Origin of the sequence: Sulfitobacter sp. CW3 (genome assembly GCF_019392245.1) — a bacterium.
Lineage (GTDB): Bacteria > Pseudomonadota > Alphaproteobacteria > Rhodobacterales > Rhodobacteraceae > Sulfitobacter.
Map to the genome: position 1 here is coordinate 1 of NZ_JAHXRL010000106.1, position 289 is coordinate 289.

At 58.8% G+C, this 289-nt stretch carries 1 protein-coding gene; it reads left to right on the forward strand.

The window, feature by feature from the left end; all coding sequences use genetic code 11:
- Positions 1 to 289 (forward strand): cation transporting ATPase C-terminal domain-containing protein (locus tag KZZ06_RS20380; RefSeq protein ID WP_219581803.1); only part of this gene is annotated, 289 nt, incomplete at both ends.

A 289-nucleotide genomic window follows, 5' to 3' on the forward strand; every position in this document is an offset into this window, starting at 1 on the left:
TCTCCCAGCTGGCCTTGCCGTGGGACAAGATGGACAAGGAATACCTGGCCAAACCGCGTAAGTGGGATGCGAAAAACATCGGCCGTTTCATGATCTGGATCGGGCCGACCTCGTCGATCTTCGACATCACCACCTTTGCGCTGATGTGGTACGTGTTCTCCGCCAACAGCGTGGAAATGCAGACCCTGTTCCAGTCCGGCTGGTTTATCGAGGGGCTGCTGTCGCAAACCCTGGTCGTGCACATGCTGCGGACCCGCAAGATCCCGTTCTTCCAGAGCACCGCCGCGTG